This window comes from Paraburkholderia sp. C35, from assembly GCF_003121405.1.
Lineage (GTDB): Bacteria > Pseudomonadota > Gammaproteobacteria > Burkholderiales > Burkholderiaceae > Paraburkholderia.
On record NZ_QBUY01000115.1, the window covers coordinates 1 to 21,718 of the forward strand.

A 21,718-nucleotide genomic window follows, 5' to 3' on the forward strand; every position below is an offset into this window, starting at 1 on the left:
CGGCAAAGAAAAGTAGGTGCCGCCCCGCACAGGGGCAACCCAGGCAGCCCACTAACAAAAAGCGGATGCCAGCAAAAGCAAAACCAAAAGCAACAGCAAAACCTCCCTCAAAAAACCTAAAACTCCACATCAAGCTCATCAATCTCATCAACTTCCCGCTGCGCCTCAGCAATCCACTCCAACATTTCCGGCATCGCCAGAATCCGCTGCCCATAAGCCACAATATCAGCATCAAGCTGCACATCATAAGTAACGAACCGCGTCACAACAGGCGCATACATGGCATCAGCCGCACTGCGTTCGCCAAACAAAAACGGCCCGCCATACTGCTCGAGACACTCACGCCAGATCGTCACGATCCGGTCGATGTCCGACTGCGCCCGCGCCCACACCTTGAAGCCCGGAAAATGCGCTTTCAGATTCATCGGCAACGCCGAGCGCAACGAAGCAAACCCCGAATGCATCTCGCCGCAAATCGCCCGGCAGTGCGCACGCGCCTTGCGATCGGCGGGCAATAGCCCCGCCTCCGGCCGCACTTCATGCAGATACTCGGCGATAGCCAACGTGTCCCACACCTTGATCCCGTCATCCACCAGACAAGGCACGAGAATCGACGGCGACAACAGCAACAACTCGGCGCGCGCAGCAGGATCGTCGACAGGCATCACGATCTCCTCGAACGGCAATCCGCTGAACTTCGCCAGCAGCCAGCCGCGCAGCGACCACGACGAATAATTGCGGCTGCTGATCGTCAGCGTGCTGGTAGTCGGGTTGGGCATGTCTCACTCCTCTGATGATCATCTCGGCGCGATGCGCGGCCCGCGATGCACGTTGCCGTGCATGGACGCACCATTTCGCGGCATAACAGGCACCTCGCAATGTGACGCGCAAGGGCTATGCCAATCCGCCCACACGGCACGTCATTCAACGGACGCTGCATCCCGCCCCGTTGGCATATGACTTGCCTCTCATCGGCCCAGATTCTCATCTCGTGCGAAAGCCATGAATCCGCTCGCTTATCCGGCGTACCAGGCGTTCGCCAATCTGATGCTGCCGTTGCGCCACGGCGCGTCCCTTGTCAACGGCGCGCTCGATGCGTGGCCCGAATATGCCGCCACGCCGTCGGGCCGCACGTTGCGCGCATCGGCCGAGTTGCTGACGCTCTCGGGCCTCACTCACGTGCGCCCGCCGTTCGGCATCGGTCAGGTCGAAGTCGAAGGGCAAGCTGTCGACGTGATCGAAGAAGTGGTGCAATCCACGCCCTTCTGCTCGCTGCTGCATTTCCGCAAGCATGCATCGTTCGACGCGCCGCAGCCGCGCGTGCTGGTGATCGCGCCCATGTCAGGCCACTTCGCCACACTATTGCGCGGCACCGTGCGCACGATGCTCGCCGAACACGACGTCTACATCACCGACTGGCACAACCCGCGCGATGTGCCGCTGATGGCGGGACGCTTCGGCTTCGATGAATTCGTGCAGCACGTGATCGACTTCACGGAGACGATAGGCCAGGGCACGCATCTGCTCGCCGTCTGCCAGCCGACGGTGGCCGCATTGGCCGCCGTCGCGCTGATGGCCGCCGACGATCATCCCGCGCAGCCCGCCAGCATGACGCTGATGGCAGGGCCGATCGACACGCGCGTGAACCCGACCCGCGTCAACGAACTGGCGAAGAGCAAACCCATCGAGTGGTTCGAGCAGAATCTGATCAGCGCGGTGCCGTTCGGCTTTCAGGGCGCGTTCCGGCGCGTCTATCCGGGCTTCGTGCAGTTGAATGCCTTCATGACGATGAATCTCGAACGGCATCTGGAGTCGTTCGAAACCATGTATCGCGAGCGCTCAAAGGGCGATCCGGCGAAGGCGGAAGCGATCCGCGTGTTCTACGAAGAATATTTCGCGACCATGGACCTGACGGCGGACTTTTACCTCGAAACCGTCGATACCGTCTTTCAGCGCCACGCGTTGCCGCTGCATGAGCTGGAAGTGAGAGGACAGCGCGTCGAGCCGTCGAAGATCCGGCGCACTGCCCTCTTCACAGTGGAAGGCGAGCGCGACGATATTTGCGCCGTCGGGCAGACGCTCGCCGCGCAGGATCTGTGCGACAAGCTGCGTCCGTATCTGAAGACGCATCACGTGCAGACAGGCGTCGGCCACTATGGCGTGTTCAACGGACATCGTTGGGAGCGGCACATTTATCCGCGGATCCGCGCGGTGATTCACGACAACGAGCCGCGCGCGGTGCCAGTGACTGGACGCGGCGCGCAGTCGTCGCTGACGCTCGCGCCAGCGGCAGCATCGAGTGTGGCGTCGCCGGCAGGCACGACGCCCGCCGCCACGGAAGCCGTCGATATCGATCTGGCTTCCGACGAACCCGCTACCGAATGAGCTTCGCGACGGTCGCTGAAGGCGCGTCCCGGCAGTCGCCGGGGCTCACGCTGTCGGACGGAACATCTGGAACATCTCGCCGATCTGCGCATAGTCGCCTCGGTAGCCTGCGCGCATGATCGGCTGCGCGGCGTGCGTGTCGAACAGGCCGTCCTTCAGGTACGCGTTCTGGATGTGCACGCCGACCACCTGTCCGAGCGCGAGCCAGTTCTCCATCGGCTTGCCGTCCAGATCGTGCATCTGCACGATCTGCAGCAGCTTGCATTCGAGCGCTGCCGGCGATTCGCCGACATGCGGCACCGACACATTGCGCCCCGCGACGGGCGTGAGCCCCGACAGTTCGAACTCGTCGACCTCCGCAGCGACGGGCGCCGACGATCGGTTCATCTGCTCGGCGAGCGGACGTGTCGCGAGATTCCAGACGAATTCGCGCGTCTCTTCGACATTACGGATGCTGTCTTTGCGGCCTTCGCTGCAAAACCCGATGATCGACGGGAAACTCGCAAAAGCGCCGAAGAAGCTGTACGGCGCGAGATTAAGCAGACCGCTCGCCGAGCGCGTCGATACCCAGCCGATCAGGCGCGGCGCGACGATTGCCTTGAACGGATCGTGACGCAGGCCATGGCCCGCAGCGGGATCGTAGAAATAGACGTCTGACATGATGTCGCTCACTTCTTGCCGTTCGACTGGATGACGCGCTTGCGGCCCGCCTTGACCTTCGCGGTCTGCGCATCGTCCCAGTCGTAAAAGCCCGCGCCGCTGCGCACGCCCACGCGGCCCGCCTGCACCTGCTCGCGCAGCAGATGGAGCACGTCTTCGTCCTTGGCGAGCGTCGGCATCAGATGCGTGCTGATATCGACGAACGTATCGAGTCCGCCCATATCGGCGCCCTCGAACGGACCAACGATGCCCCAGCGCTTGCCAAGCGACGCCTTCATCACGCGATCGACCACGTCGGGCGTCGCCGCTCCCGAGCGCACGATATGCAGCGCCTCGCGCAACACCGCGAATTGCAGCCGGTTGCCGACGAAGCCGGGGATCGCCTTGTTGAGCACCACCGGCTCCATGCCGATCGCGTGCATCAGCTCGACGGTCGAATCGATTGCGTGCTGCGCCGTGTCGCTGCCCGGCACGACTTCGACAAGGGGAATCATATGCGGCGGATTCCAGAAGTGCGCGATCAGAAACCGTTCGGGTGCGCGCAGCGGCGTCGTCAGCTGGTCGGGCGGGAAACCGCTCGTGTTGCTGGCAAGAATGGCATCGTCGCGCAGCACGTCGTTCAGGCTTGTATACAGACGATGCTTCAGTTCGAGCACTTCCGGAATCGCTTCGATCACGATGTGTGCGTCGCCCATCGGCGCCAGCGTGGCGCTGGTTTCGATGCGCGCGAGCGCGGCTTCTTTTGCCTGCTGGTCGATACGGCCCGCGTCGATCAGTTCGTCGAGCACGGCCTGCGCTTTCGGCATCACGCTGTCGAGCCGCGCCGGATCGACGTCGTTGACGATCGTCCTGTGTCCGTGCAGCGCACTTTGCGTCGCAATACCGACGCCCATCAGTCCCGTTCCCACTACGCCTACGACTGGCTTGCTCAACACCCTTTCCCCCGTATCTGCCTGTGCTGTCGATTGAAGCGCAGAAGCATAGCGCAGCACGCGAATTTCCGACGCCAGAAACGGCAAGGCCGGCACGCTCTTGCGAGCGGCCGGCCTTGAGTCCATCGCTCACGCTGCATCGGTGGATACAGCGTTCGCCATCAGACCGTCTTAGTAACGCGGCGGCGGCGGGCGATGGTCGCGATCGTGGTACGGGTCGTGATCATGCGGGTGATGACGCATCCAGTCGTCATGCGCCCAGTAGCGGTGGCCGTCGTAATAACGGTCGCCGTGCCAGCCGATGTTGACCTGCACGCCAACCGGCATCATGTGCGGCTGGCCATAGACAGGCGCGTATTGCGCCGAGGCCGTGCCGGCTGCCAGCAGCGCACCGCCGGCGAGGACCGCTGCGATGATCGTGCGCGAGGTCTTCTTGAAACCGTTCATGGTTTTTCTCCCTATCGAGTTTCGTTGCTAGCGACGGCTGGGTGGACCGGACCGGTCTTGAGATTTCCGCCGTTCGCTTGAGAACCACTTTAGCCGTGCGGATCTCTCATAAAAGTGAGGACTTGTAAGCGCACATTTCATACGACGTAGGCGCCTTACGCGTGCTTTCTCGGAGATTTGCCGTGTTTTCACTAGGCTGGATGCGCTTCGGCTATGCGTAACGGGTCATATCTCGTAAAAGCGCTGTTACATTCATTTCGCCGTCGAAATAATAGACAGGGGATTACAACGGGATGAGCAATGAAGGGAATCGCGTTTCTGCTCTGGCGGGCGGTTGCGATCCGGGCCTGAAAAAACAAAAGCCCGGCAAGGCCGGGCTTTTCAGTGTCGCCGCGTCTGGATGGCGGCGAGATGCGCAGTGCAACGTCTTTTTGTTGGACGTCTTGCCGACTTAGTCGGTCAGACGGATGCCAAACAGCGTTGATTGCGACTTGCGAACACGCTCCGCTTCGCGGTGACGTGCTTCGTACGAGTAATCCGAATCCAGAGGCAAGTGAGGCGACGCGAAGAGGTCGCTAACCTTTTGGAACAGCGCGAAAAGATAGTTCATGGCGACTCCCGGTTGGTTGGTGATTCAGGGTTTTCCCTTAAGAAGAAGTATAGGGTTTTCCCTAGGCAAAAGCTAGTGCAACGCAGCAATTTTTTAGTGTGGTCGTTTGCCGCAGCGGGTTTCAGCTTATATTGCAACGCAACATCTCCGCAACATAAGGCTGCCAGACCCGCCCCCGTTTTTTGCCGAACCGGTGTGGAAACACAACGGCGCGGCCAGTGAGCCTGAGAAGCCGTGTGTTTCAGCCGGTTAGTTGCATATTTGAAATTCACACGTACCACCGGATCAAGGGTGTGCGAGACGACCCCGCCGCGCACGCGCGCTGACGGGTATGGGAAGGCTAGTGAGTGTGCGCTGACTTGCGCTTATGGGCGTGTTGGGCGTGCGCCGTGTGTGTTTCGGCCGGTCTCGCCGCAGGCGCAGCGGGTGCAGGCGCGACTGGAATCTGCGCGCTGACAGGCAGACTCGTGGTCGACGAATCGGTGTCCAGCAGCGTCGCCAGCGTGGCCTGCTGGTTCAGCATCATCTGTTCGATGCGCTGCTCGTGCGCTGTCGATTGATGCGAGAGGCGGAACAGCAACAGCGTTTGCGCGATGCCGATCGCGATTGTCGCCAGCAACGCGCAGACAACGATCGTCAGCATCCATTTCATGCGGCGTGTGTGGTCGTCGGCGGCGCGGCGCTGGTCGGCGATCACGCCGTAAAGCGCATCGACGGTATCGGCGAAGGCCGTCGCGCGTGCGTGGTCCAGCTCGGGCGTGGCGCGCGGCATGTACAGCTGTGCCGTCGATGCCGCCGTGTTGGCGCGATGGGTCGTTGAATCGGGGGTTCCAGGCTTATCGGCGGAATCAGTTGCGGGTGCGGGACCCGGCGCCGTGCTGGCTGGAAAAGGGGAATTGAGGTCTTCCGGATTGTCGGCCACGTCGATGTCGGCCTCCGGCGCCGTCTGGCGCACAGCCGCGACGCTGCGCACGACACTCGCCGCTGCCAGCGACGCAGCCGATGTCGGCCCGTCCTGAGCCAGCTTCGCCGCGTCTACCGCGATGGCTTCGCTGTCGGCGGAAACAATGGCCGTTTCATCGCCAGCAAAGCGTTGCGCGACAGGAAGTGCCGGCTCAGCCACGTCCGTGTCGATCAACATCTGCCCGTCGTCGTGAACCGCCGCGCCAGCCAGGTCTCTCGAAGCCGCTCCGCGTCCGTGACGCGCACCAGCCTTCGCTTCCGCCGGGCTTGCCGCGAAACCCACGCCATCCGGCGCACCCACGGCGGCAAGCACGACATCGGGCAATTCAAAACCCTGCAGCGTGCCTTGCCGCACGTCGATATTCATCGCCTGCTGCTCGGCGCGTGCGGTGTCGTCGGGGAAAAGATCGAGCGTGGTGCCATCGCGCGCCGCGTCGCTCAGTTGCGCGAGACGCTGGGCCGAGCGCGCGGCGCGCGCCAGCTTGTTTTCGGTTTCGGGAGAGACCGTCGACGTGCGCCGCTTCTGCGAACGGGCGCGCGCCGGAGGGGAAATCGTGGGTTCTGCGGAATCTGCCATGTAGGAAATGCGCAAACGCAGCCTTCGTCGCCGTTCAAGGCGCCGTCATTGCTGCCATCGATATTTTTCTAGAGCCGGCATTGTCTCACGCAAAGAGGGCCACAGAAACGCATCGCGGGCTTTTTGCGACGGCGCTCCCCGCCCCGGCGGTAGACTCGCCGCCGCGAGCCGCACGCCGCGCCTGCTCACGCCAGCCGCGCGCGATCAAACCGGCTCGCCATTGTCCCGAAACTCTTTCACGCCCTGGATTGCGCGCAATTGGCCACAGATCGCCGTGTACTCCGTCGACGATACGCGATGCAGCGTGATCGTGACTTCGTCCATCTGGGGATCGTCGTCGCTCTGCTGCATGATGAACTGCTTGACGCGCGGACTGGCCGGGCCGAGTGCCTCGTGCAGCGTATGGAAGGTCATGGTGCCGCGCTCGACCAGCAGCGACAGCTGACGCCGCTGCTTGACCGTGATGAAGCGTTTTTCGATCGGTTTGATGCCGGCCAGGATGATCAGGATGATGATCGTCGCGGCAATCGACGCCGTGTACAATCCGCCGCCGACGGCCAGCCCGATGGCGGCGACCGACCACAGGCTCGCCGCCGTCGTCAGCCCACGGATGATTTCGCCGCGCAGCAGGATCGATCCCGCGCCGAGAAAGCCGATGCCCGACACGACCTGCGCGGCGATCCGGGACGGATCGAGCACGACGTGTTCGTTGCCGAGTACATCGGCAAAACCGAACGCGGACACGATCATGATGAGCGTCGAGCCGACGCACACGAGCATATGCGTGCGCAGCCCCGCGGCCCACGAAAGCCGCTCGCGCTCGAAGCCAATCACACTGCCGAGCGCCGCGGCAAGCACGAGCCGGGAAACGAGTTCGAAGTTATTGAGCATGTTGTTCTCCCTTTTTGATGTCGCCGGTTGCCGTGCCTTACCGCGCCCGCGTCGCGCTGCCCGTCGCGCGCGGTTTGGCTTATGCTGAAGCCCGGCCTCTATGTCATTGATTCCTCATTCGACCTTTCGAACCATGAACGCAACTGCATCTACGCCTGACCTCGCCGCCGCGCTGCGCGACCATTTCGGGCAGGTCATCCTGCCGATCTGGCGCGGGCCGGGCTTCAACGCGGCGCTCGGGCTGCCCTACGAAGCCGTCGCCGCCGACGGCCGCACGCCGATGCCCGTCACCCGCTATCGCGCGATGGCCTGCGCGCGGCAGATGTTCGTTTTCGCGCTGGCCGGCGAGATGCAGCATGCGCAGCGCCTGTTCGAATCGCTGATCCATGTCTTTCAGGACAGCAAGCACGGTGGATGGTTCTACAGCGTGGACGCGCAAGGCGCCCCGCTCGACACAACCAAAGATCTGTACACGCATGCATTCGTCGTGTTTGCCTGCGCGGAATACGGCGCGCGGTCGGGCAACCGTGATGCGTTGAGCATCGTTCATCAGGCTTCATCGCTGATCGAAGACCGCTTTGCCGCCGACGATGGCCTGCTGCATGCCGCGCTGGCCGCGGATTTCACTGTCACGGGCGGCATGCCGCTGCAGAATCCGCTGATGCATCTGACGGAAGCCTGGCTGGCCGCGCGCGCGGCGACTCAGGATGCCGCATTCGACACCGCGCTGTCGAAACTCGGCAATGCGATCGCGCGCACTTTCGTGCATCGGCCGACGGGGTGTATCGCCGAGTTGCCGGTTGGCAGTGCGGATAACCGGCTCGAGCCGGGGCATCAGTTCGAATGGTTCTGGCTCGTGAAGCAGGCTGGCGATGTGCTGGCCGGATCAGGGCTGCACGAAGACTTGACGCGGGCTTTTCTGTTTGCGCATGAGCGCGGTGTCGATGCTGCGTCAGGCGGCGTGCACGCGGCGCTCGACGAGAACGGTGACGTCAAGGATTCGACTCAGCGGATCTGGGCACAGACTGAGTATTTGCGGGCGCTCGCTGTGCATCACGATGAAGGCCTGCGCGCCGTGCTGCCTGCGCAGATTGCGCGCTTTCAGCCGAGATTCCTGAATGATCGCGGCTGGATCGAGTGCATGTCCCAGACGGGTGAGGTGTCGCGTGCCGATATGCCTTCGACTACGCCCTATCATCTGGCGACGGCGTATGCAGCGTTGCCGTGAGCATGCGGCTGCCGTGAACGCCTTTGCCGGCGGGCTTGCTCCGCCGGTGTGAGTAATTCATGAAGCGCTGGGATTCGCGGTTTGCGCTAAGGGCCGGCATCCACGAATGCCAGCGCTGCATCAAACCGCCAAGGCCCGCGCGGCATCAGGCGACAACAGGCTCGCCAATGGCGTGGGCACCAAAGCGGTTCCCGTGCTGCGACCTCAACACCGCGTCCGAAATCTCGAATGCGGCCACGGCATCCTTCAACTGCCGCGTCTGCTGATGCAACGACGACGCAGCAGCCGCAGCCTCTTCGACAAGCGCGGCATTCTGCTGCGTCATCTCATCCATTTGCACGACGGCCTGATTGACCTGCTCGATCCCCGTGCTCTGCTCCAGCGATGAAGCGCTGATCTCAGCCATCATCTGCGTGACACGCGAGATCGAATCGGACACGTTGCGCATGGCCTCGCCCGCACGCTCGACGAGCACCGAGCCACCCTGAATCTCCGCGACCGACTCGCTGATCAGCGCCTTGATCTCTTTCGCCGACTGCGCGCTGCGCTGTGCCAGCCCGCGCACTTCGCCCGCGACCACGGCAAAGCCGCGTCCCTGCTCGCCCGCGCGCGCCGCTTCGACGGCTGCGTTCAACGCCAGAATGTTGGTCTGGAACGCAATCCCGTCGATTACGGTGATGATCTCCGCGATCCGGTCCGAGCTTTGCGCGATGCCCTGCATCTTGGAGACGACCTGATTCACCACCTCGCTGCCATGCGACGTCGCATGCAGCGCCGTCTCGACCAATGCATTCGCCTCGCGCGCATGATCCGCGTTCTGGCGCACGGTCGCCGTCAGTTCTTCCATGCTCGATGCCGTTTCTTCCAGCGACGCCGCCTGATTCTCGGTGCGCGCCGACAGATCGGCGTTGCCTGTCGCGATTTCGTCCGCGCCGATGTAGATCGAATCGGCCGCTTCGCGCACCGTCTTGACCGTGCGCGCGACGCTTGCCTGCATCACCGACAAGCCCGAAAACAGCCGGCCGATTTCATTGGTGCCGCGTGCTTCGATCGGCTGGTTCAGACGGCCTTGCGCGATACGTTCGAAATGGCGGCCCGCTTCTTCCAGCGGACCCACCACACCGCGCCGCAGCGCGACGTACACGCCTGCCGTGCCTGCCAGCAGCAACGCGAGAATCACCAGACCAACGGAACGGAACAGCGTCTGACGTTCGTCGATCGAATCCATCGACGCGCGGCCCGTGGTGTCACCGAATTGCGTGAAGTTGTGCAGTTCGGTCAGATACGCGTCCTGCATGCCTTGTGTGGGTTGATCGAGGAATGCCTGGATGTTGTTGGAATCGAGGTATTGCGCGAGTTCGCCGAGCGCGGTGTGGATCTTCTGATACTTCTCGTTGAGCGCGGCGGCGCGCGCGCTGTTTTCGTCGTTGAGCTTGGGCGCGTTCATGAACACCGTGAACGAACGGTCTGCGGCAGCGAGCTGCTCGCGTGCGTGCTGGACGATATCGGTCGGCTCTGCGCCGCCGCGCACCATGCGCGTGCCTGCGCGCGACAGGTTGATGCGTGCGTCCATCAGATGCTGAGTCGTCTCGTTGACGGCGTTGACCTGATGCAGCGCGACGTTGGCGAGATCGTTGACGTCGTCGTGAGTGCGCGTCATCGACCAGAAACCGAGTCCTTCCGTCACCAACTGGAAAATGCAGAAAGCGGCCAGAACGCATAACAAGCCGGATGCGACTTTGATCTTGCTGAACATCTAAACACCTGAATTGCTGAATAGGGACGGGAGTGCATCCGGGTTTACGGCAATGTCGGACGATGCCTTGAGCGTTTGTCGGCAAAAATCCTGGTGCATCAGCATTTCGGAGGCTTACGCAGCAAGTTCACGTCGATTTCGACAATAATCGCCGCACAATTATTCGAATTCCCTTGACGCGCCGCATTTCTGCTTCCTAGAGTGGGGACATCGCCACGCGGGTGTGATTCCCGAAGGAACGACGATGACAGATCTACTCGACCGCGCGCGCGGCGCGCTGCATGCGCAGCCGTTCAGCGTGTTGCTCGGCACCGAGCTGATGTACGTCGGTGCGAACGAGCTGACGCTGTGTTTGCCGATCCGCGACGAATTGCGGCAACAGCATGGGTTCGTGCACGGGGGAGTGATCAGTTATCTCGTCGACAATGCGCTGACTTTTGCAGGTGCATTGGCTTTGGGGCCTCGCGTCGTTACCGGCGAGTACAAGATCAATTATTTGCGGCCGGCGGTGGCGGGGGTTCTGATGGCTCGCGCTGAAGTCGTGTATGTCGGGCGGCAGCAGGCAACGTGTCAGTGCAATGTGTTTGTTACTGATGGGGATAAGGAACGGCTTGTTGCTGTTGCGCAGGGGACGATCAACCGGATCGGGGATGGGGGGAATGGGGTTGCGTCGCATGATGAGGAGTGACGGGTTTTTTTTGTCTGCGACGTTGTAGGTGGTTTTTTTGGTGGCGTCCGCGGTTTATTTTGCTGGCGTCCGCGGGTTGTTAGTGGTCTGCTAGCGTTGCCCCTGTGCGGGGCGGCACCTACTTTTCTTTGCCGCCGCAAAGAAAAGTAGGCAAAAGAAAGCGGGCTAACACCGCCAATGCTAGTTGTTGCCTGCGGGCCCCCAACGGGTCCTATCCCTCACACGGCATCTTCCTTCTTCATGCCCGTTGCCCACGCTTCGAATAAGCGCCTCCCCCGCTTCACTCACCCGTAGTACTGCTAGCGGCAGCGACCCGTCACTGCAGCCCAGGTGGCAAACGGTGTGTAGGTTGTCGTGCCTGATGCGTCGGCGATCCTACGAGACACACCGCCTTTGCTTTTCAGTCCGGAGTGGAGCGTATAAGGCGCGAAAGCCGACACACCGTTTGCCACCTGGGCGGCCTGGGCCGAACTGGTAAGGCACGCTGAGACGCGGGAGTGTAAAGCGGGTGATGCGCTCATTAAGAGCGCTGGCAGCGGGCATCAAAAAGAGTGATGCCGTGTGAAGGATAGGACCGGTGGGGGACCCGCAGGCAAGTACAAGGGCTGGCGGTGTTCAGCGGCTTTCTTTTGCCTACTTTTCTTTGCCGCGGCAAAGAAAAGTAGGTGCTGCCCCGCACAGGGGCGACGCATGAAGTACTAACACCGAATCGCGGATGCCAGCGAAAGCGAAAGCAAAACCAAACCTCAATGCCTCGCAATATAAGCCCTAACCGCCGGCAAGCCATCCTTGCCATCAAGAGTCTGCACACCAGCCAGCCACTTATCCAACGCTTGCGGATTCGCCTTCAACCAGCCCAGCGCAGCCTTATTAGCATCTTCCTTATTCATGATCGGCACCATCACATGATTCTCGATGGCAGTCGTAAACTGAAGATTAGAAACGAGCTTCGCGGCATTGGGACACCGCGCAGCATAATCCGGCGGCGTAGCCGTAAAAACCTTGGCCTCTCCATAGTTAGGCCCGAACACATCATCCCCGCCAGCAAGATAATCAATCTTCATCTGCACATTCATGGGATGCGGCTCCCAACCCAGGAACACAATCCACTTCTTCTCGCGCACCGCGCGATTCACTTCGACCAGCATGCCGGCTTCACTCGACTCCACCAGCTTGAACTTGCCCAATCCAAACTGATTGCTGTCGATCATCTTCTTGATCAGCGCATTGCCATCGTTACCTGGCTCGATGCCATAAATCTTTCCATCGAGTTTGTCCGCGTACTTCGCGATATCGCTAAAGTTCTTCACGCCACCCGCATACACATAGTCCGGCACCGCAAGCGTATACTTCGCGCCCGTCAGGTTCGGCGTCGCCAGCACCTTGATCGTGCCTGACTTCACGAACGGCTGGATGATCGGGTCCATCGTCGGCGCCCAATAGCCGAGAAACACGTCGATCTGCTTGCTCTTGATGCCCGCGAACGTGATCGGCACAGAAGCAATCGTCTTCGTCGGGTTGTAGCCAAGGCCCTGGAAGATCGTGGATGCAAGACCCGTCGTTGCGGCAATATCGGTCCAGCCGACATCGGCGAAACGCACGTTGCGACATACAGCAGGGTCCGCGGCGTGCGCGGTCGCGGCAGCCGTCGCGCACAGCGCGGCCGCCATCATCAGCTTGCGTTTCATCAGATTCTCCTCGGAATAATTCTGGTCGGGATGCGTCCGCCCGGCTCGTCGCGCTAGGCCGCCTGACGGCGTTCGACGCTCGGCGCGTGGCCGAACTGCGCCCGATATGCCTTGCTGAAATGACATGGCGAATGGAATCCGCACACAGCCGTTACGCGTGCAATCGACGCATCCGTCGTGCGCAACAGATCACGCGCGCGTCGCAAACGTAACGACAGGTAATAGTGCGTCGGCGATACGCTCAGATACACCTTGAACATCCGCTGCAAATGACGCTGCGATAGCTGCACGAGCCGCGCGAGTTCTTCGAGCGATAAAGGCTCTTCGATATTCGCCTCCATCAGCCGCACCACTTCGATCAGTTCGGCACGCGAGAAACCCACGCGTGCATCGACAGGAATCGGCTGCGGATCGCTCGAACTGCGGATACGTTCGAGAATGAACTGCTCGGACACCTGCGCCGCCACGTTCTGCCCAAAGCGCGAACCGACAAGGTCGAGCATCAGGTCGAGCGGCGCCGTGCCGCCCGTGCAGGTCAAACGGTCGCGATCGATCACGAACAGTTCGTCGGCAAAATGCACATGCGGATACTCCTTGTGCAATGCCGACAGATCTTCCCAATGCACCGAGCAGCGGTAACCGTCGAGCAGTCCTGCCGCCATCAACGCATAAGCGCCCGTGCAAATGCCGCCCAACGGCACGCCCTGCGATGCGGCATCGGCGAGCAGCGTCTTCACGTTCGTATCGACGGCATTGCGTATCTGCGTGCCGCCACACACGATCAGCACATCCGGCATGCCCGCTTCTTCGAGCGTGCGTGTCGGCTTGACGGTGAGTCCATTGCTGGCCCGTACGGGCACGCCATCCGGTGTGATCACCGACCAGCGATAGTGCTGCGCGCGCGACACGTAGTTCGCCATGCGCAATACTTCGACCGCGCTCGTGAACGCGATCATCGAGAAACTGGGTAAAGTCAGAAAACCCACATGCGCAAGATTCGACAACGGCGCTTCAGCCGGGGTAGACGTCACGTCGCGCTCCGTGATGCTCGAAGAAGAGTGTGTTTGGCCACCGCGAAAGCTCAAGAGCTTCCGCGGGACGACCACTATTGGTTCTATTGCAATCGCGCCGGGCCCCCGGCGCGTGAGTCAATACGACAGAGACTTAGCTTTGCGCGACGGCCGGCTGTTCACGACGCACACGCATCACATTGCGCAGTCCGGCAAAGCGCGGTGCCGTAGCGGTGCCAGGCGAGCGGCCAAAGCTCTCGGTGATACGGTCCAGAATGATCGCGAGCAGCACGACGGACAGACCACTTTCAAAACCAAGCCCAATATCGAGGCGCTGAATACTCGCGAGCACATCGTTGCCGAGACCGCCCGCGCCCACCATCGACGCGATGATCACCATCGACAGCGCCATCATGATGGTCTGGTTCACGCCCTGCATGATCGACGGCAACGCATTCGGGAATTGCACCTTGTACAGCAGCTGCCACGGCGTGCAACCAAAGGCCTGACCTGCTTCGACGATTTCGCGGTTCACGTGCTTGATGCCGAGGCTGGTGAGACGCACGGCAGGCGGCATCGCGAAGATCACCGTCGACAGGATGCCCGGCACGCGGCCCAGACCGAACAGCATCGCAGCAGGAATCAGATAGACGAAGGCGGGCATCGTCTGCATCAGGTCGAGAATCGGACGCACGATCAGTTGCACGTGCTTGTTCTTCGCGGCCCAGATGCCGAGCGGAATGCCGAACACGAGGCTAATCAGCGTCGACGACAGCGTGAGGCCCAGCGTGATCACGGTCTGATCCCAGAAGCCTGTTGCGTAGATCAGCAATAGCGAAGCCGTTGCGAAGATCGCAAAGCGCCAGCCTACGCGCCACAAACCAATGCCGATGAAGAACGCCATCAGCGCCCACATCGGAATGGCCTGCAAGCCGTGCTCGATCATCGCGGCAAAGCTCTCGATGGCCTTGCCGATCGAATCGAAGGTGCTGGCGTCGTGATCGAGCAGATAATGAACGCCCTGGTCGACCCAACGGCCGAGTGGAATCATCTCAGACATGGGCTGCACCTCTATTGCGTGTAATGACCTTCAGGACCGCAGCCTGATCGACGGAACCGCAGTAGCGGTCCTCGTCGTCGACTACGGGCAGAGCCGTCGCGCTCGCGCACACGCGCGACACGACATGTTCGAGCGGCGCACCGCGCGAAATGCATTCGACTGTCTTCAGCGACGGCGACGCATTGCCGATCGCATCGCGCGTGACGAAGCCACGGATGCGGCGCTCGGCATCGAGCACGAACGCGTACTCAGCACTGCCGTTGAGCGACTCGGCTACGCTCGTCTGATCGAGATTGCGCACGACGGGCACGCCGTTCGCCTGCATCAGATCGCCCGCCGTCAGATAGCGGCTGGTATCGACGCCTTCGAAGAACGCCCGCACGTAGTCGTCGGCCGGGTTCGCGATGATGTCCTGCGGCGTGCCGATCTGCACCACGCGCCCGCCTTCCATGATCGCGATGCGCGTGCCGATGCGCAGCGCTTCTTCCAGATCGTGGGACACGAACAGGATCGTGCGCTGCTGGTTCTTCTGCAATTCCAGCAGCACGTTCTGCATTTCCTTGCGCTTGAGCGGGTCGAGCGCGGAGAACGCTTCGTCCATGATCATCAGCGACGGGTTCACGGCCAGCGCACGCGCCAGCCCGACGCGCTGCTGCATGCCGCCCGACAGTTCCGCAGGCAGCTTGCCCGCGAACGTCGCGAGACCGACCTGCTCCAGCACTTCGAGCGCGCGCTTCTCGCGTTCCTTGCGACCCACGCCCGCGACTTCGAGACCGAACGCCGCGTTCGACAGCACCGAACGTTGCGGCATCAGCGCGAACGACTGGAACACCATGCTCATGTCGGTGCGGCGCAGCGACGTCAGTTCCGAGCGCTTGATGGCCGCCACGTCGCGCCCGTCGATGATCACCTTGCCCGCCGTCGGTTCGACCAGCCGGTTGATCAGACGGATCAGCGTCGACTTGCCGGAACCCGACAGGCCCATCAGCACAAAAATCTCGCCTTCCTGCACATCGAAGGAGACATTGTGGACGCCCACGACATGCCCCGTTTTGGCGAATACTTCGTCTTTCGACGCGCCTCTCGAGAGCATGTCCTGCGCGACCTTCGGGTTAGGCCCGAAAACCTTACATAATCCTTCGACCACGACCTTTGGGGATTTCATTGAGTCCATCTCCTCGTGGTGCGGGCGCCGGCCCGCACATGTGTGACTACATAGTTGCCAGAAAAAACCCCGCCTAGCCGACTAATTGCGACAGACGCTTGCGGAAATGCGACACGAGGAAAAACGAACGGCCGTTTGCGGTAGCTCGTGCGCCTTGTCCAGCAAGCCCTGGCGACGATGTTGCAGTGCATGATGGACGCATGCGCGTGTCGCTTATTGGAAGGTCGGCGTCCGATAAAAAATGCAACGGGCGCCGGCTGCATTCGACAGCCGCCAATTCGCGCGGCGAATCGACTAAGCTGCGTCTGCACCCACGTAAAAAGAACGAAGCAGATCAGGAGACTCCATGCGCAAGCTACGCTCGCAAAGCTGGTTCGGCCGCAACGACAAGGACGGCTTCATCCATCGTTCGTGGATGAAGAACCAGGGCATTCCGCACGACGAATTCGATGGCCGCCCGGTGATCGGCATCTGCAACACGTGGTCCGAGCTGACGCCCTGCAATGCGCATTTCCGCGAGCTGGCCGAGTACGTCAAACGTGGCGTGCGCGAAGCGGGCGGCCTGCCGCTCGAATTTCCCGTGATGTCGCTGGGCGAATCGAATCTGCGGCCCACGGCGATGCTGTTTCGCAATCTTGCTTCGATGGATGTCGAGGAATCGATCCGCGGCAATCCGCTCGATGGCGTGATCCTGCTGGTCGGCTGCGACAAGACCACGCCGGCGCTGCGGATGGGCGCGGCGTCGTGCAAGCTGCCGGCGCTCGCGGTGTCGGGCGGACCGATGCTCATCGGGCGTTTTCGCGGCCGCACCATCGGCTCGGGCACGGGCGTGTGGCAGATGTCGGAGGAAGTGCGCGCGGGCACCATGACGCAGCAGGAATTCATCGACGCCGAATCGTGCATGAACCGCTCGCGCGGCCATTGCATGACGATGGGCACGGCGTCGACGATGGCGTCGATGGTCGAATCGCTTGGCATCGGTTTGCCGCACAATGCCGCCATTCCCGCCGTCGACGCGCGCCGCCAGGTGCTCGCGCATCTTGCCGGACGGCGCATCGTCGAGATGGTCAACGACGATGTGACGATGGACAAGATCCTCACGCGCCAGGCCTTCGAAAACGCGATCCGCACCAATGCCGCGATTGGTGGATCGACCAATGCGGTGGTGCATCTGATTGCGATTGCGCGGCGCATCGGCATCGATCTTTCGCTGGACGACTGGGAGCTTGGCTCGGATGTGCCCTGCCTCGTGAACCTTCAGCCATCAGGTGAGTACCTGATGGAAGATTTCTACTATGCGGGCGCCTTGCCCGCCGTGTTGCGGCAACTGGGCGAACAGGGATTGCTGCATCGCGATGCCCTCACCGTCAACGGCAAGACCATCTGGGACAACGTCTGCGATGCGCCCAACTACGATCAGAAGGTCATCACCACGTTCGCCGAGCCATTCAAGCCGCAGGCGGGCATTGCCGTGCTGCGCGGCAATCTCGCGCCGAATGGCGCGGTGATCAAGCCTTCGGCGGCCACCGCGTCGTTGCTCAAACATCGCGGGCGTGCCGTCGTATTCGAGAACGTCGAAGAACTGCATGCGAAGGTCGACGACGACACGCTCGATATCGACGAGCATTGCGTGATGGTTCTGAAGGGCGCGGGGCCGAAGGGTTATCCGGGCTTTGCCGAAGTCGGCAACATGCCACTGCCGAAAAAGGTCCTGCAAAAAGGCATTACGGATATGGTCCGCATCTCCGATGGGCGCATGAGCGGCACGGCCTATGGCGCGGTGGTGCTGCATGTATCGCCCGAAGCGGCGGCGGGCGGGCCGCTCGCGCTGGTGCAAACGGGCGACATGATCGAACTCGACGTTGCCGCGCGGCGCCTGCATCTGGACGTCACCGATGAAGAACTCGAACGCAGGCGCGCCGCATGGCAGGCGCCCGAATTGCCTGCGCGCGGCTACTACCGGCTGTATGTCGAGCATGTGTTGCAGGCGGACCAGGGCGCCGATCTCGACTTCCTCGTCGGCGCAAGCGGCGCGCCCGTGCCGCGCGATTCCCACTGAACGATCATGACGCAACCCGCCTCTTTCTCACCACGCGGCATGTGGCCCGTGCTCTATGCCTACTTCGACGCAAACAATGCGCTGGACCGGCGTGCGCTTCACATGCAGATCGATGCGACGATCGATGCGGGCGCGGGCGGTGTGGTGATTCTCGGCCTGGCGACGGAAGTGAACCGGCTCTCGCTCGAAGAGAAGCGGCACTTCATCGAATGGACAGGCGCACATATCGCGGGACGTGTGCCGTTCGCCGTCACGATTTCCGGCGACACCGCCGACGCACAGGTCGCGCTGGCGGATTATGCGGCGGAGCACGGCGCGTCGTCGTTGATCCTGCAGCCGCCATCGGTACGCGACCAGCCTGAATCGTTTTACTTCGATTTTTTCGCCGACGTCATGCAGCGCGTGCGCGTGCCCGCTGGCATCCAGAATGCGCCTGAATATCTCGGTGTCGGGTTGTCGGTGCAATCGCTCGTCGCGCTGGCGGCGCAATGCCGACAATTCCAGTGGCTAAAGGGTGAAGGCCCCGCCACCATCATTCATTCGACTATCGAGCGGCTGCGTGAGCATGGCAGCGCATTGCCCGTATTCAACGGGCGCGGCGGCCAGGAACTGATCGACAATCTGCGCGCGGGTTGTGCCGGACTGATCGTCGCGCCCGATTCGTTCGACTGGCAAGCGGCGATTTATCACCGCTTTATGGGCGACGATCACGGTCAGGCGCAGGCATTGTACGAACGCGTTCTGCCCTCCATCGTGTTCGTGATGCAGTCGCTGGATGCGCTCACGTGTTACGGCAAACGTATTGCTGCATGGCGCATGGGGTTCGATGTTATGCACGACCGGGGCATGCAGCCCACCGCGTTCGGTACGACGTGCGCGCGTCGCTTTGCGGACATGTTGGGCCCATACGCGGACCATCGCGCAACGTCCCGCTAGCATGGCAAGGTAATAAAAAAGAGGAAGGCAGACAGATCGTCTGCACGTCCTCTTTTCGACTCAGCGCAACGCGCTAAGGATTACTGCGCTTCCGATGCGGCTTCGTCGCTCGCTGCCTTGGCGGGCGCTGCCTTCTTGTGAGCGTGCTTCTTCGCGTGATGCTTCTTGGCGTGGTGCTTGGCGGCCGGTGCCGATGCGGCTGCCGGTGCCTCTTCCGTCGCTGCCGGAGCCGATGCCTGTGCGAATGCGGCGATCGAGAACAGACCTGCCAGAGCGGCCGCGATGATGTGCTTGTTCATTGCTTGAATCCTTAAACCTTGGTGATTGACTAACGGCTCGAGGGCCGTTCGACCGGATTGGGTCAATGCATTAAACGCGCAGTCAGAGGCAGCGTTGACTGAATCTTCCCCGCAATGCCCATTCTTGACAGTTCTTTACGTCAATTCAGGCTGACCTCGAAAAACCTGATTTTTCTCTGTCTATTGCGTTCATTTCCGATACCCAGCCTTTTAATTTATTAACAGACTTGCACTACAGGCGACACCAGGATCGCATTGCTTCATGCAATCCGTTTCCCTCGCATGTGAGAGATTTCTCCGAATCTCGCACCCACATCGTGTAGGAATTATTCGAAACTCTCCTACATGCCCACATAAAATGACTCAACTCCATCTCTGTTCGCTATCCTCGATGTCAGGTTAGCTCGCCCGCCGCGCAGGAAAGTGTATTGATCGAAAAATATTCCGAAAACATCATCAAGTACGGATGTGTGCCCTTCTTCTCATCGCCCCCCTCGACTCCTTCACCATGAATGTCACTCGCGATTTTCGAATTGCCATCGCCGACGATCACCCCGTTATCCGGCACGCCGTCATCACCGCATTGAGCGGCATTCCTGGCTTCAAGGTCGACGCTGTCGCCAACTCGGGGAGTGCGTTGCTTGAATTGCTGTCGCAAGGCAACTGGGATCTCATCATCACGGATCTGGTAATGAGTGCCGTGTCGAATGACATCGATGGACTCGCACTCATTGCGCGCTTGCGCAAGCTCTATCCCGGGATTCCCGTTGTCGTGCTAACGATGCTGAACAACGACGACGTGCTGATCCGCCTGTCGCATTCGGGTGTCGCGGGGATTGTCGATAAAAGCGAAGGGATCGAGGAATTTTGCAGCGTAGCGCGGCAGGTCATAATCGAGCGCAGGCCGCATTTTTCCGCGAAGATCCGCAGCCGACTTCAGTTTCGGCCTGGCGGCAGTGAAGAAGCCCGTAGCAAACCCGTACTGACGAAAAAGGAACTCGAGGTACTGCGCCTTTTTGCATCCGGTGCGTCGTTGACAGATATTTCACGGCAAGTCAATCGCTCCATCTCGACTGTCGCGACACAAAAGAGCACTGCAATGAAGAAGCTGAAGCTGCAGACGAATGCTGATCTCGTCAAGTATGCGCAGGTCAACGGGTTGATCTGATGTCGTGCTGTATCAGTGAAGCCCGTGCTCTCTGGGGAATTGGCGGTGTAGTACTGAGCTGTCATCCACGCCTGGATGACAGCCCCTTGAGAAGAATCCGCTCGCTCAAATCAAGCGTCACTCTCACGCGAGTGACATCGACGACAGTCAGAAATTAAAGTTATCGATATTGCTCGCATCGAACGTAGTCGGCGGTCCAAGAATGATCTCGCCTTGTGCGCCAATCGTGCGCTTGCCGAGCTTGCCCGCATCGAACGATTCGCCTTCCTTGCCGGTAATCGCACCTGACGCCAGATTCGCAGCCGCATAAGCCGCCAGATAGCCCAACTGACCCGGATCCCACAACTGGAACGCCTTCACCGTGCCGTTCTTCACGAACGCACGCATCTGGTTCGGCGTGCCAAGACCCGTCACGGCCACCTTGCCCTTGCTCGACGACGTCGAGATATAACGCGCGGCAGCCGCAATACCGACCGATCTCGGCGCCACAATGGCCTTCAGATTCGGATACGCCTGCAACAGCCCTTGCGTTTCGACGAACGACTTCTGATCGTCATCGTTGCCATAAGCGATCTTGACGAGCTTCATCTTCGAATACTCGGGCTTCTTCAGTTCTTCCTGCATCCACTTGATCCAGGTGTTCTGGTTGGTCGCGTTAGGCGTAGCAGAGAGAATCGCGAACTCGCCCTCGCCGCCCATCAGCTTCGACACGAGCTGGATCTGCCCGCGCCCGATGCTCTCCGCATTCGCCTGGTTCACGAATAGCTGGCGGCCGTCGGGTGCCGTGTCGGAGTCGAACGTCACCACCTTGATGCCTTGCGACATCGCCTTCTTCAGATACGGCACGAGTGCATTCGCATCATTGGCCGCGATGACGATGGCATCCTGGCGCTGCGTCGTCAGCGTGTTGATGTACGACACCTGCGACGATGCACCCGCATCCGAAGGCCCCACCACCTTGCCTTGCCCCTTGAACTCCTTGATCGCGGCCATGCCGCCGTCGTCGGCGATCACTTCGTAGGGGTTGTTGATCTGCTTGGGCACGAATGCGATCTTCAGATCCGGCTTGAGGCCCGCGGCGGACGCTGCGACGCTCACGCCGAGCAAAGCCGCGCAGAGCATCATCGCTCCCGCGTGACGCAGTGGTTTGTTCATCTGTTGTCTCCTGGTGGTGGATCGGACTGTTTGCGTCCGGT

General features: G+C 61.1%; 19 protein-coding genes and 1 pseudogene. 6 read left to right on the forward strand and 14 right to left on the reverse strand.

Annotated elements, in window-relative coordinates; all coding sequences use genetic code 11:
* Positions 1 to 116: 116 nt before the first annotated feature.
* Positions 117 to 779 (reverse strand): glutathione S-transferase family protein, encoded by a 663-nt coding sequence (locus tag DK391_RS37560; protein ID WP_109483071.1) that lies wholly within the window; start codon positions 777 to 779, stop codon positions 117 to 119.
* Positions 780 to 1,002: 223 nt separating this feature from the next.
* Between DK391_RS37560 and phaZ the strand changes: the two genes are divergently transcribed.
* The gene (phaZ, locus tag DK391_RS37565; protein WP_109483072.1) at positions 1,003 to 2,385 is read left to right on the forward strand and encodes a polyhydroxyalkanoate depolymerase; all 1,383 of its coding nucleotides are present in this window, start codon (positions 1,003 to 1,005) and stop codon (positions 2,383 to 2,385) included.
* 45 nt (positions 2,386 to 2,430) lie between these two features.
* On the opposite strand, the gene DK391_RS37570 is transcribed toward phaZ, so the two are convergent.
* The 6 genes from DK391_RS37570 to DK391_RS37590 all read right to left on the reverse strand — a co-directional run bounded on the left by DK391_RS37570 (position 2,431) and on the right by DK391_RS37590 (position 7,465).
* Positions 2,431 to 3,045 (reverse strand): flavin reductase family protein, encoded by a 615-nt coding sequence (locus tag DK391_RS37570; RefSeq protein WP_109483094.1) that lies wholly within the window; start codon positions 3,043 to 3,045, stop codon positions 2,431 to 2,433.
* 8 nt (positions 3,046 to 3,053) lie between these two features.
* Positions 3,054 to 3,977 carry a 3-hydroxyacyl-CoA dehydrogenase family protein gene (locus DK391_RS37575; RefSeq protein WP_109483095.1) on the reverse strand — a complete coding sequence of 308 codons (924 nt, stop codon included), beginning with the start codon at positions 3,975 to 3,977 and terminating at the stop codon, positions 3,054 to 3,056.
* Positions 3,978 to 4,148: 171 nt separating this feature from the next.
* Positions 4,149 to 4,424, reverse strand: a complete 276-nt coding sequence (locus tag DK391_RS37580; RefSeq protein ID WP_109483073.1) for a hypothetical protein — start codon at positions 4,422 to 4,424, stop codon at positions 4,149 to 4,151.
* 451 nt (positions 4,425 to 4,875) lie between these two features.
* A complete protein-coding gene (locus tag DK391_RS45095; protein WP_012403599.1) occupies positions 4,876 to 5,034 on the reverse strand; it encodes a hypothetical protein in 159 nt (52 codons plus the stop codon).
* A 340-nt stretch (positions 5,035 to 5,374) separates the two neighbouring features.
* Positions 5,375 to 6,574 carry a hypothetical protein gene (locus tag DK391_RS37585; protein ID WP_109483074.1) on the reverse strand — a complete coding sequence of 400 codons (1,200 nt, stop codon included), beginning with the start codon at positions 6,572 to 6,574 and terminating at the stop codon, positions 5,375 to 5,377.
* Between the two features lie 204 nt (positions 6,575 to 6,778).
* Positions 6,779 to 7,465 carry an MgtC/SapB family protein gene (locus DK391_RS37590; protein ID WP_109483075.1) on the reverse strand — a complete coding sequence of 229 codons (687 nt, stop codon included), beginning with the start codon at positions 7,463 to 7,465 and terminating at the stop codon, positions 6,779 to 6,781.
* A gap of 133 nt (positions 7,466 to 7,598) precedes the next feature.
* Between DK391_RS37590 and DK391_RS37595 the strand changes: the two genes are divergently transcribed.
* Entirely contained in the window at positions 7,599 to 8,693 is a 1,095-nt protein-coding gene (locus DK391_RS37595; RefSeq protein ID WP_109483076.1) for an AGE family epimerase/isomerase, read from the forward strand.
* Positions 8,694 to 8,838: 145 nt separating this feature from the next.
* On the opposite strand, the gene DK391_RS37600 is transcribed toward DK391_RS37595, so the two are convergent.
* Positions 8,839 to 10,449 (reverse strand): methyl-accepting chemotaxis protein, encoded by a 1,611-nt coding sequence (locus tag DK391_RS37600; protein ID WP_109483077.1) that lies wholly within the window; start codon positions 10,447 to 10,449, stop codon positions 8,839 to 8,841.
* Between the two features lie 244 nt (positions 10,450 to 10,693).
* On the opposite strand from DK391_RS37600, the gene DK391_RS37605 reads away from it, so the two are divergent.
* A complete protein-coding gene (locus DK391_RS37605; protein WP_109483078.1) occupies positions 10,694 to 11,137 on the forward strand; it encodes a PaaI family thioesterase in 444 nt (147 codons plus the stop codon).
* Between the two features lie 746 nt (positions 11,138 to 11,883).
* Here the strand turns inward: DK391_RS37605 and DK391_RS37615 are convergent.
* The 4 genes and pseudogenes from DK391_RS37615 to DK391_RS37630 form a co-directional block, all read right to left on the reverse strand.
* A complete protein-coding gene (locus DK391_RS37615) occupies positions 11,884 to 12,825 on the reverse strand; it encodes a choline ABC transporter substrate-binding protein (RefSeq protein ID WP_109483079.1) in 942 nt (313 codons plus the stop codon).
* 53 nt (positions 12,826 to 12,878) lie between these two features.
* Positions 12,879 to 13,856: a GlxA family transcriptional regulator gene (locus DK391_RS37620; protein WP_109483080.1), complete on the reverse strand. Its 978-nt coding sequence runs from the start codon at positions 13,854 to 13,856 to the stop codon at positions 12,879 to 12,881.
* A 133-nt stretch (positions 13,857 to 13,989) separates the two neighbouring features.
* The gene (choW, locus tag DK391_RS37625; protein ID WP_109483081.1) at positions 13,990 to 14,895 is read right to left on the reverse strand and encodes a choline ABC transporter permease subunit; all 906 of its coding nucleotides are present in this window, start codon (positions 14,893 to 14,895) and stop codon (positions 13,990 to 13,992) included.
* Positions 14,888 to 16,177 (reverse strand): annotated as a pseudogene (locus DK391_RS37630) (glycine betaine/L-proline ABC transporter ATP-binding protein); the annotation flags it as partial. The pseudogene DK391_RS37630 and the gene choW, both read right to left, overlap by 8 nt.
* Before the next feature lie 229 nt (positions 16,178 to 16,406).
* Here DK391_RS37630 and DK391_RS37635 point away from each other — a divergent pair.
* Entirely contained in the window at positions 16,407 to 18,119 is a 1,713-nt protein-coding gene (locus DK391_RS37635) for an IlvD/Edd family dehydratase (protein ID WP_109483083.1), read from the forward strand.
* A gap of 6 nt (positions 18,120 to 18,125) precedes the next feature.
* Positions 18,126 to 19,055: a dihydrodipicolinate synthase family protein gene (locus DK391_RS37640; protein ID WP_239483065.1), complete on the forward strand. Its 930-nt coding sequence runs from the start codon at positions 18,126 to 18,128 to the stop codon at positions 19,053 to 19,055.
* An 80-nt stretch (positions 19,056 to 19,135) separates the two neighbouring features.
* Here the strand turns inward: DK391_RS37640 and DK391_RS37645 are convergent, their stop codons facing one another.
* Positions 19,136 to 19,354 carry a hypothetical protein gene (locus DK391_RS37645; protein WP_109483085.1) on the reverse strand — a complete coding sequence of 73 codons (219 nt, stop codon included), beginning with the start codon at positions 19,352 to 19,354 and terminating at the stop codon, positions 19,136 to 19,138.
* A 508-nt stretch (positions 19,355 to 19,862) separates the two neighbouring features.
* Here DK391_RS37645 and DK391_RS37650 point away from each other — a divergent pair.
* Positions 19,863 to 20,522, forward strand: coding sequence for a response regulator transcription factor (locus DK391_RS37650; RefSeq protein ID WP_109483086.1), 660 nt, complete (start codon positions 19,863 to 19,865; stop codon positions 20,520 to 20,522).
* A 147-nt stretch (positions 20,523 to 20,669) separates the two neighbouring features.
* On the opposite strand, the gene rhaS is transcribed toward DK391_RS37650, so the two are convergent.
* A complete protein-coding gene (gene rhaS, locus DK391_RS37655; RefSeq protein WP_109483087.1) occupies positions 20,670 to 21,677 on the reverse strand; it encodes a rhamnose ABC transporter substrate-binding protein in 1,008 nt (335 codons plus the stop codon).
* Positions 21,678 to 21,718: the final 41 nt, after the last annotated feature.